The organism is Pseudomonas sp. MF6747, assembly GCF_963890955.1.
Classification (GTDB): Bacteria; Pseudomonadota; Gammaproteobacteria; order Pseudomonadales; family Pseudomonadaceae; genus Aquipseudomonas.
On the sequence record NZ_CAWPSZ010000052.1, the window covers coordinates 40,720 to 50,262 of the forward strand.

Sequence of the window (9,543 nt, forward strand, 5' to 3'; positions counted from 1 at the left end):
CTCCCACATTAAAAGCGAGAAAGCCTCAGGCCTGCACATTCCCCAGCGGTGGCAACTTCGCCAGCTTCAGCGCCACCAGCAGCGCGCCAATCAACAGCGCCACGATAAACCCGCCAATCCCGTTCCACCCGGCAAAGTGCCAGAAGAACCCGCCCGCCGTCCCCGCAATGCTTGAGCCCACGTAGTAGCAGAACAGGTACAGCGACGACGCCTGCCCCTTGGCCTTGACCGCGCGCCGGCCGATCCAGCTGCTGGCCACCGAGTGCGCGCCGAAGAAGCCGAAGGTAAAGATCAGCATGCCCGGCACCACCAGCCACAGCGGGGTGAACAGGGTCAGTAACATGCCCGACAGCATCAATACGATCGTGCCCCACAACACGCGCCGCCGGCCAAGGCGGTCGGCCAGCGAGCCGATTTTCGCCGAGCTGTAGATGCCCGAGAGGTACACCAGCGAGAGCAGGCCGACCACGGCCTGGCTCAACGCGTAAGGCGACGCCAGCAGGCGATAGCCGATGTAATTGAACATCGTCACGAACGCGCCCATCAGCAGGAAGGCTTCGAGAAAAAGCCAGGGCAGGCCGGCATCCTTGAAGTGCATCACGAAGCCGTCCACCAGGCTGCGCGGTTTGAGGCTGCTGGCGCGGAAGTTGCGCGACTCGGGGAGGATCTTCCAGAACACCGTGGCAGCGATCAGCGCCAGGGCGCCGATGATCAGCGTGGCGGTGTGCCAACTGACGAAGTCGATCAGCACGCCCATGATCAGGCGCCCGCTCATGCCGCCAATCGCGTTGCCGCCGATGTACAAGCCCATGGCCAGGCCGATGTGTTGCGGGTGGATCTCTTCGCTCAGGTAAGTCATCGCAACGGCTGCCAGGCCGCTCAGGGACAGGCCGACCAGCGCACGCATCAGCAGGATGCCTTCCCAGGACGGCATCAGGCCGCTGGCGATGGTGGCCAGGGCGGCGCAAAACAGCGCGGCGACCATCACCGGTTTACGCCCGAGGGTGTCGGAAATCGGTCCGGTGATCAGCAGGCCAAACGCGAGCATGGCGGTGGCGACTGACAGGATCAGGCTGCTCTGCGCCGCGTTGATGGAAAACTCGTGGGACAGCGCGGGCATCATCGGCTGCACGCAATACAGCAGGGCAAAGGTGGCAAAGCCACCGGAGAACAGCGCCAGCACGGTGCGCATGAACATCGGCGTGCCTTTTTCGATGAACTGTTCGTTGAGCTGGGCCACCACCTCATCCAGGGCGGTAGGCGGGATTTCTTGAGCGGATGAAGCGACAGCAGATTTCACGGGGACCTCGGCGAGGGAAAGCCTGCCAGGACTGGCAATGCAAAAAGAATATAGCTGGCTAATGATTCTTTCCAATATATTGTTCGACCTGTTTGATAGCTTTTACGACCTAATGAGGTTTGCATGGAATTGCGTCACCTGCGGTACTTCATCGCCGTCGCCGAAGAACTGCATTTTGGCCGCGCTGCACAGGTGCTGGGCATCTCGCAGCCGCCGCTTAGCCAGCAGATCCAGGCCCTGGAACAAGAGGTGGGCGCGCGCTTGTTTGAGCGCACCAATCGTCGGGTCGAGCTCAGTGAGGCCGGGCGGTTGTTCCTGCAAGAGGCGCGACTGGTGCTGGCGCAGGTCGATAAGGCCGCGGATGTCGCTCGGCGTGCGCAGTTGGGAGAGCTGGGGGAGCTGAAGATTGGTTTCACCTCGTCCGCGCCCTTCAATTCGAGCATTCCGCAGGCGATCTTTGCGTTTCGTCAGGCCTTCCCGGCGGTGCACTTGAACCTGCAGGAAATGAGCAGCACCGAAGTGGCCGAATCGTTGGTGGATCAATCGATCCAGGTCGGCCTGATGCGCCCGCTGCCGTTGCCGGATTCGCTGAGTGTCATCGAGCTGATGCGCGAACCGCTGGTAGCCGTACTCAACGCCGGCCACCCGCTGGCGGAAGGCAGCGAACGCGGTTTGCACCTGGCGCAATTGGCGCAGGAGCCGTTTGTATTCTTCCCGCGCAGCTATGGCAGCGGCCTTTATGCCCAATTGCTCAGCCTGGCCCGTGACGCAGGCTTCAGCCCGCACTTCGCCCAGGAAGCGGGGGAGGCGATGACGATTATCGGGTTGGTGGCGGCGGGCTTGGGCGTGTCGGTGCTGCCGGCGTCTTACCAGCGCATACGCATTGATGGCGTGGTGTATCGCACGCTGCTCGATCAGGAGGCGGTCACGGCGGTGTGGCTGGTGCAGCGCAAGGGCGCGCAGTCGCCGAGGGCGAAGGCGTTTGTGGAGTTGTTGACGCGCAAGGCCGTGGTGTAGGCGAAGTCACATATCAGGTAACGGAACTGGCTTAGTGATTAGCCAGAAACCTGCGCAGAATCGCTCTTTTTCAAGCGAGTGATATGGATGCCACTGCTCTATCAGCCCAAGGAGGGCAGCGTGTTGATGTGTGATTTTCGAGGCTATGAGGTCCCGGAAATCATCAAGGTTCGACCCGTGATTGTGATACGCAAACACCGAACCAATAAGCTGCTGGTGACGGTCGTGCCTTTGAGTACCACCGCCCCGCAAACGCTGCTGGCGCATCATTTGCAGCTAGACAGTCATCTGCAGGGCGCGAACCCCATCTGCTGGGCGAAGTGCGACATTGTGGCGACCGTAAGCCTGGGGCGACTGGATCGAATCAAAAGCAAAGACCGTCGTGGAAAACGAACTTACACAATCGCGGAGCTCACCAATGATCAGTTTTCAGCAATAAAAGCAGCGGTGCGCAGTGCGCTGGGGTTGCGATGAAGTGGGTAAAGAACAAGCGGCGTTTTGCCACCGATTGCAGCCGAGTTGTTTTCAGGCATACTGGCCGAGTTCCCGAAAGGGGCTTGTGAGACTCTGAGGATCCTGGGTAACCAGCCATCGCAGAGCCAGGCAGGAAGCGGCGATGACAAGCCAACCTGTTTGTGAAAAGGGCGCCGAAAGGCGCCCTTTGTCGTTTCTGACGGACCGCGATCCTCAGTTCTGCTTCGACGCCCCTGTCTGCTCAAACGACTGCGCCGCCGATCCGGGTGCGTTACTCACGCCATTGCTGCGCAGCGCCGCCATGATGTCGCGATCGAGCATGCTCACCCAGCGGTTGTAGTTGCGATGGATCTTGCCGTCCTTGTAGCCCAGGTCGCGGCTGTCGCGGTAAGTGATGGCGTAGCTGTTGCGGCTGTAACGGATGTCGATGGCTGCGTAGAACTGGTTGCGCACGGTGATCTCGGCCTGCACGAGTTGTGGGCTGAAACGCTGCACGGTCCACTCGCGTTTTTGCAGGGCCGTGACGATGACCTGCTTCATGGTTTCTTCGCTCACCTGAGTGCCGGCCGGCAGCGCGTGCTGGGTGTTGAGCACGGGTTTGCTGGTGCAACCGCCGGCGGTCAGCAAGGCCAGGGTGATCAGGGTGGCGCGTAGCAAGGAAGACATTCCATTTTCTCCAATCAATTAAAAAATCAGGCCCAGCGACGGAAAATCAGCGAGGTGTTGACGCCGCCAAACGCAAAGTTGTTGTTCATCACGTAATCGTGGTGCATCTCGCGAAAGCCGCCCTGCAGGTAATCCAGCTCGCCACATTGCGGGTCGACCACATCCAGGTTGAAGGTGTGTACGTACTGGTCGCGGTTCATCATTTCGATGCTGAACCACGACTCCAGCGCGCCGCATGCGCCCAGGGTGTGGCCAAGAAAGCTTTTCTGCGAACTGATAGGCATGCGGCTGCCGAACAGGCTGCTGGTGGCCAATGTTTCGGCGATGTCGCCTTGGTCGGTGGCGGTGCCGTGACCGTTCACGTAGCCAATGGCAGAAGGCTCAAGCCCGGCATCTTCCAGGGCCAACTCCATCGCGCGGCGCATGGTTTTCTGCTCCGGGCGGGTGGTGTGCTGGCCGTCGGCGTTACTGCCGAAGCCGACCAGTTCGGCGTGGATGTGCGCACCGCGCGCCAACGCATGTTCCAGTTCTTCGAGCACCAGCATGCCGCCGCCTTCACCAATCACCAGGCCATCACGGCCGCTGTCGTAAGGACGTGGGCTGGTCTGCGGCGCGTCGTTTTTCAGGCTGGTGGCGTAGAGCGCATCAAACACCATGGCTTCGGTGGGGCACAGCTCTTCGGCGCCGCCGGCGAGCATCAACGGCAGGCGTCCGAACTTGATCGCTTCATACGCATAACCGATGCCCTGGCTGCCGCTGGTGCAGGCGCTGGACGTCGGGATCAGCCGTCCGGTGAGGCCAAAAAAGATGCTGATATTCGCCGCCGTGGTGTGCGGCATCATGCGCACATAGGAGTTGGCATTCAGCCCCTCGGCGACCGAGTTCAGCAGCATGTTGCCGAATGCCTTGATCTCGTCGGTGCTGCCGGTGGACGAGCCACAGGCCACGCCCATGCGCCCGTCCTTGATCGACTCGTCGCCGAGCAAGCCGGCGTCCTGCAACGCCTGTTCCGCCGCCCACACCGCCAGGCGCGACACGCGGCCCATGCTGCGCAGTTGCTTGCGGGTCCAGTGGGCGGGCACCACGAAATCGTCAATCGGCCCGGCCAGGCGCGTGTTCAGTTCGGTGAAGCGGTCCCACTCGTCCATGCGCCGAATGCCGCTGCGGTTGGCGCGAAAGTTGGCGGCGATGGTGTCCCAATCGCTGCCCAGGGAGGTCATGCCGGCCATGCCGGTGACGACGACGCGTTTCATCAGCACAGGCCTCCGTTCACGGCCAGCACCTGGCGCGTGATGTAGCCGGCTTCGGCCGACATCAGGAAATTCACTGCACCGGCCACTTCTTCCGGGGTACCCATGCGCTGCGCGGGGATCATTTTCATCAGCTCTTCGACCGGCACGTTTTCGTCCAGCATCGCGGTGTCGATCAAGCCGGGCGCTACACAATTGACAGTGATCTTGCGCTTGCCCAGCTCGATGGCCAGCGCCTTGGCCGCGCCAATCAGACCGGCCTTCGACGCGCTGTAATTGACCTGCCCACGGTTGCCGATCAGCCCCGACACCGAGGTGATGCACACAATGCGGCCGGCGGCGCGACGACGAATCATCGGCATCATCACCGGGTGCAGCACGTTGTAGAAACCGTCGAGATTGGTGCGCATCACCATGTCCCAATCGTCTTCGGACAAGGCCGGGAACGCGCCGTCACGGGTCAGGCCGGCATTGAGCACCACGCCGTAGTAGGCGCCATGCTGCTCCACGTCGGCTTCAAGGATTTGCTTGCAGCTGGCGCGATCGGCCACGTCAAACTGCAGCACCCGCGCCTTGCGGCCCAGGGCTTCAACCTCGACCTGCACCGCGTCCGCTTGCGCGCGGCCGCTGCGGCAATGCAGCACGATTTCATGCCCGGCCTGCGCCAGACGCAGGGCAATGGCGCGGCCGATGCCACGGCTGGAGCCGGTGACCAGTACGGATTCAGTCATGGCGTTTCGTCCTTCGGTTCATCTAAATAGGTGGCCGCCTGGGGCGGTCGAAATACGTTCAAGCGCGCGCTGGCCTGGATACCGTCGCCGGTGAGGTGGCATTCGAACACACCCATGCCGTTGTCGTCTTCCAGCGAGCGCAGGCCGTGGATGCGCAGCTCGGCGCCTGCCGGGAAGTGTTCCACGTTGCACTCGAACTTACGCGTGCCGAGCAGGAAGCCCAGCTCCACGGCCTCGCCGTTCTGGCGCGCGCGGCACCCGGCATACGCGGCGACGCTCTGGGCCATCAGCTCGATCCCGACCCAGGCCGGCAGGCTGCCGTCCGGGCGGTTGAACAGGCCACCGGGCTTGACGGTAAGGCGTGTGTGAATCTGCTCTTCATCGAACGACAGCACCTGGTCGATCAGGATCATGTCGCCCGCGTGGGGCAGCAATTGGGCGAGTGGCCAATCAATCATGGGGCCTCTGCGATTATCAGGCTGACGTTGTTACCGCCGAAGGCAAACGAGTTGCTCATCAGGCAGCGTTTTTCCAAGGTGTCGCCGGTCTGCGCCCATTGCAGGGCGGGCAGCGCCGGGTCGGCCTGGCCGTCCCACACATGCGGCGGCACGCGGCCGTGCGTCAGGCTCAGCCAGCAGAACGCCGCTTCCAGCGCGCCAGCTGCACCGAGGGTGTGGCCGCTCATGGGTTTGGTCGACGAACAGGCCACGCCGTGGGGAAACAGGCTGGCGACGGCCAGGCTTTCCATGGCGTCGTTGTGCTGGGTCGCGGTGCCGTGCAGGTTCAAGTAACCGATCTGCTCTGGCACCAGCTTCGCGCTGGCCAAGGCCTTGCGCATCGCCTGCAATGCGCCTTTGCCGGTAGGCTCGGGCGCAGAAATATGGTGCGCGTCGCAACTGGCGCCACTGCCCAGCAGGGCAATCGGCGCAGGGTGTTGGGTCATCAGAAACAGCACGGCCGCTTCGCCGATATTGATGCCATTGCGGTTCACTGAAAACGGATTGCAGCGCTCGCTGGAGACCGCCTCCAGCGCGGTAAAACCGTTGAGCGTCAGCTTGCACAGGCTGTCGACACCGCCGCAGATCACCGCGTCGCACACCCCCAGGTCCAACAGGCGTTGGGCGCTCATCAGCGCGCGGGCGCTGGAGGTGCAGGCGGTAGAAATCACATAGGCCAGGCCGCTCAGTTGCAGCCAGTCGGCGAGGAAGTTGGCGGGGGCGCTGAGTTCCTGTTGCTGGTAGTCGTAGTCGCCGGGGAACTGCTTGTCGCGCAGGTAATTGGCGATGCCACGGCTGGCCTCGTCGATGCCCGAGGTGCTGGTGCCCAGCACCACGCCGACTCGCGAGGCGCCATAGGTGTGAATGGCGTGGCGGATCTCGCCCTCGATCTGCAACGCTGCTTCCAGCAACAACTGGTTGTTGCGGCTGCTTTGCTGGTTCAGTTCGGCCGGAATAGTCACCAGCTCGCCGCGCACGCCGCCAACCGGCAATACGCGTTCCGGCACCCAGCCGCTCTCGGCGCGCATGCCCGAGCAGTCGCCGGCAAACAGGCTGCGGCTGACCTCGGCCTGGCCGCGTCCCAGGGCGCAAATCACGCCCAGAGCATTCAGATAAGCCGTCATCGAGCGGCCCCCAGCGGGGTGATGCGATAGCTCAGCGGTTGGCCCGTCATGTTCACGCTGAACACCTCTGAAGACTGATAGACGATTTGCCAATGACCCGGCAGCGTGCGCGTGAGGTCCATGGCCTGGGCGCTCGGGTAAAGCGCGCGCACGTCATCCGATGAAGTCAGGGCAAACAGCAAGGCGGCAAACAGTTCGCGCGCCGCCGGGTTGGGCGGCAGCAGACCATCGGCCTGCCACTGGCCATCGAGCAGTTTTTGCCGGGCCTGGGGAATGCCCAGCGGGTCCATCATCGACCAGCGAAGGGCCGCGCCTTCGCGCTGGATCACCAACAGCCAGTCCTGGCTCTGGCCACCCGAAAGGCGCTGCACATGCAATTGCATCGGCAAGGCCAGCGCCGGGATTTTTGCGGGTAACGGCGGTTGGCTGGCGCAGGCGCTCAGCAGCAACAGGCAACCGATCAACAGCAGGCGGATCATGGTGCGGCGCTCGCGAAAGGTTTACGCGCCACGCAGTTGACCAGCGTCTCTTCGCGCTGGCCCACCGGTGGCGGGTTGCGCAGGCCCCAGCGCTCGAGCAGGCCAAAATCGCTGGAACGGCTCCACCACAGATACGGGTACGAGACATTCTGCGGGGCGAATTCAAAACCCTGCTCGCGCAGCATCTCCAGGTATTGGTCGGCGCTTTTCTGCACGTGCATCGGGTGGCGGAACAACCAGCGAATCACCCAGGTATCGATATAGGCTTCGGTGGACTCGGCAAACAGCAGGTAGCCGCCCGGCTTGAGCACGCGGTAGAACTCCTTCAAGGCGCGATGCTGTTCGACGAGATGATGGAAGGTCTGGTGGCAGAACACGACATCGACGCTGGCGTCGGGCACCTCAAGGGTGGCGCAGTCACTGCCGATCAGCTCGACGGCCAGGCCCTGGCGCGCGGCTTCGGCCTTGCTCAGCGCCAGGCTATGCGGGTCGGCATCCACACCGATCAGGCGCTGCGGCGCGAACACCTGCTGCAAATACTGGAACGACTTGCCCTGGCCGCAACCGGCGTCCAGCAGCACCGGCGCGACCGGCAATGGCTCGGTGAACAGGCCGCGCAGGTCGTTGATCGCCACGCGCAACACGTGGTGCTGCCAAGTGTGGCTGCGCAGGAACCAGAAACCGAACCTGGTTTCTTCGACGTAGTTTTTACTCAGGTAGTTTTTTTCCAGCGCTGGACTGCTCATACCGGCTCACCCGCGCAAATCTCCGACAACATCCGCAACCGCCGCTTGGGCTCGCTGACAAACGGGTTGCGCTCATCCCACGCGTAGCCGGCGAGGATCGAGCTGATCATCCGGCGAATGTCCGGCGAGCTGCCCGGATGGAAAATCACATCCTGGAAGGTGCCGGCGTACCAGCCTTCGACGTAGCAGCGGAAAGTGTCGACGCCGCGTTTCAACGGCTCGGCAAACTCGGTTTGCCAGTCCACTGTTTCGCCCTTGAGTTGGCGGTGCAGCAAGCCCGCCGCCATGCTCGCCGAGCGCATGGCGATGGTCACGCCGGAGGAAAATACCGGGTCGAGGAATTCCGCCGCGTTGCCCAGCAGCGCAAAGCCCGGACCGTGCAGGGTTTTGACGTTGGCCGAGTAGCCGCCGATGGTGCGCGCAGGCGTGTCCCATACGGCGTTTTGCAGCACGCCGGCCAGGCTCGGCGTTTCCGCGATAAAGCCGCGCAGGCACGCGTCGAGGTCGCTGTCGCGGCCGTCGAAATGCGCCTTCGCCGCGACCACGCCCACCGAGCAGCGGCCATTGCTGAACGGGATGGTCCAGAACCAGATGTCACGCTGGGTCGGGTGGGTGGTCACGAGGATTTTGGTGCGGTCGAAACCGGCGTGTTCGATGCGGTCTTCGACGTGAGTGAACACCGCCTGGCGCACCGGGAAATCCGATGGCGCCTCAAGGTCCAGCAGGCGCGGCAACACACGGCCGTAGCCGCTGGCGTCGAGGATAAATTTGGCCTTGAGGTGGTACTCGCTGCCATTCTCGCGGCGCACATGCAGGTAGCGGCTGTCGCCGGCAAAATCCACACCGACGACGCTTTCGCCGTAGCGAATGTCGACGCCTTGCAAGGCGGCCTGGTCGGCCAAAAGTTTGTCGAATTCAGCGCGCTGCACCTGGAAGGTGGTGGGTTTGCCGTGGCTGAACGTGTCGCCAAAATCAAACGCGCTGTAGCGCTCGCCCCAGGCAAACGCAGCGCCGGTTTTTACCTGGAAACCCGCTGCCTGCACGGCCTCGAGCATGCCGGCTTCTTCGATAAAATCGATGCAGTGCGACAGCAGGCTTTCGCCAATCGAGAAGCGTGGAAAATGCTGGCGCTCGATAATCAATACATCATGCCCGTTGCGCTTTAACAGCGCGGCGGCGATGGCACCGGACGGGCCGGCACCGATCACCACCACCTGGCGACGTTCCATTTCAACTGTGGGCACGAGGGCTCCTTGCCG

At 62.8% G+C, this 9,543-nt stretch carries 11 protein-coding genes; 2 read left to right on the forward strand and 9 right to left on the reverse strand.

Going from position 1 to position 9,543, the window contains the following annotated elements:
• Positions 1-25: 25 nt before the first annotated feature.
• Positions 26-1,300 (reverse strand): MFS transporter, encoded by a 1,275-nt coding sequence (locus AACW30_RS28860; protein WP_119738045.1) that lies wholly within the window; start codon positions 1,298-1,300, stop codon positions 26-28.
• Positions 1,301-1,423: 123 nt separating this feature from the next.
• Here AACW30_RS28860 and AACW30_RS28865 point away from each other — a divergent pair, with 123 nt between their 5' ends.
• A complete protein-coding gene (locus AACW30_RS28865; RefSeq protein ID WP_119738043.1) occupies positions 1,424-2,317 on the forward strand; it encodes a LysR family transcriptional regulator in 894 nt (297 codons plus the stop codon).
• Positions 2,318-2,404: 87 nt separating this feature from the next.
• Entirely contained in the window at positions 2,405-2,791 is a 387-nt protein-coding gene (locus AACW30_RS28870; RefSeq protein ID WP_200623988.1) for a type II toxin-antitoxin system PemK/MazF family toxin, read from the forward strand.
• A 213-nt stretch (positions 2,792-3,004) separates the two neighbouring features.
• Here AACW30_RS28870 and AACW30_RS28875 read toward each other — a convergent pair whose 3' ends face one another.
• The 8 genes from AACW30_RS28875 to AACW30_RS28910 are packed head-to-tail and all read right to left on the reverse strand — an operon-like array spanning position 3,005 to position 9,528.
• Positions 3,005-3,457: a hypothetical protein gene (locus AACW30_RS28875; RefSeq protein ID WP_200623989.1), complete on the reverse strand. Its 453-nt coding sequence runs from the start codon at positions 3,455-3,457 to the stop codon at positions 3,005-3,007.
• A gap of 26 nt (positions 3,458-3,483) precedes the next feature.
• On the reverse strand, positions 3,484-4,710 hold the full coding sequence (locus AACW30_RS28880) for a beta-ketoacyl-ACP synthase (protein ID WP_119738037.1): 1,227 nt from the start codon (positions 4,708-4,710) through the stop codon (positions 3,484-3,486).
• Positions 4,710-5,438 (reverse strand): 3-oxoacyl-ACP reductase FabG, encoded by a 729-nt coding sequence (gene fabG, locus AACW30_RS28885; RefSeq protein WP_200623990.1) that lies wholly within the window; start codon positions 5,436-5,438, stop codon positions 4,710-4,712. Before fabG ends, AACW30_RS28880 begins: the two co-directional genes overlap by 1 nt.
• Positions 5,435-5,896, reverse strand: coding sequence for an ApeP family dehydratase (locus AACW30_RS28890; RefSeq protein WP_119738035.1), 462 nt, complete (start codon positions 5,894-5,896; stop codon positions 5,435-5,437). Before AACW30_RS28890 ends, fabG begins: the two co-directional genes overlap by 4 nt.
• Entirely contained in the window at positions 5,893-7,059 is a 1,167-nt protein-coding gene (locus AACW30_RS28895; protein ID WP_200623991.1) for a beta-ketoacyl-[acyl-carrier-protein] synthase family protein, read from the reverse strand. Before AACW30_RS28895 ends, AACW30_RS28890 begins: the two co-directional genes overlap by 4 nt.
• Positions 7,056-7,538, reverse strand: coding sequence for a hypothetical protein (locus AACW30_RS28900; RefSeq protein ID WP_200623992.1), 483 nt, complete (start codon positions 7,536-7,538; stop codon positions 7,056-7,058). The genes AACW30_RS28895 and AACW30_RS28900 overlap by 4 nt, the downstream gene beginning before the upstream one ends.
• Positions 7,535-8,269 (reverse strand): class I SAM-dependent methyltransferase, encoded by a 735-nt coding sequence (locus AACW30_RS28905; protein WP_200624072.1) that lies wholly within the window; start codon positions 8,267-8,269, stop codon positions 7,535-7,537. Before AACW30_RS28905 ends, AACW30_RS28900 begins: the two co-directional genes overlap by 4 nt.
• Before the next feature lie 11 nt (positions 8,270-8,280).
• Entirely contained in the window at positions 8,281-9,528 is a 1,248-nt protein-coding gene (locus tag AACW30_RS28910) for an NAD(P)/FAD-dependent oxidoreductase (protein WP_200623993.1), read from the reverse strand.
• Positions 9,529-9,543 lie beyond the last annotated feature (15 nt).

Excerpts from the sequence above, each read along its gene's own strand:
- AACW30_RS28865 (WP_119738043.1), top strand. The coding sequence starts at position 1,424 with ATGGAATTGCGTCACCTGCGGTACTTCATCGCCGTCGCCGAAGAACTG.
- AACW30_RS28870 (WP_200623988.1), top strand. The coding sequence starts at position 2,405 with ATGCCACTGCTCTATCAGCCCAAGGAGGGCAGCGTGTTGATGTGTGAT.
- AACW30_RS28875 (WP_200623989.1), bottom strand. The coding sequence starts at position 3,457 with ATGTCTTCCTTGCTACGCGCCACCCTGATCACCCTGGCCTTGCTGACC.
- AACW30_RS28880 (WP_119738037.1), bottom strand. The coding sequence starts at position 4,710 with ATGAAACGCGTCGTCGTCACCGGCATGGCCGGCATGACCTCCCTGGGC.
- fabG (WP_200623990.1), bottom strand. The coding sequence starts at position 5,438 with ATGACTGAATCCGTACTGGTCACCGGCTCCAGCCGTGGCATCGGCCGC.
- AACW30_RS28890 (WP_119738035.1), bottom strand. The coding sequence starts at position 5,896 with ATGATTGATTGGCCACTCGCCCAATTGCTGCCCCACGCGGGCGACATG.
- AACW30_RS28895 (WP_200623991.1), bottom strand. The coding sequence starts at position 7,059 with ATGACGGCTTATCTGAATGCTCTGGGCGTGATTTGCGCCCTGGGACGC.
- AACW30_RS28900 (WP_200623992.1), bottom strand. The coding sequence starts at position 7,538 with ATGATCCGCCTGCTGTTGATCGGTTGCCTGTTGCTGCTGAGCGCCTGC.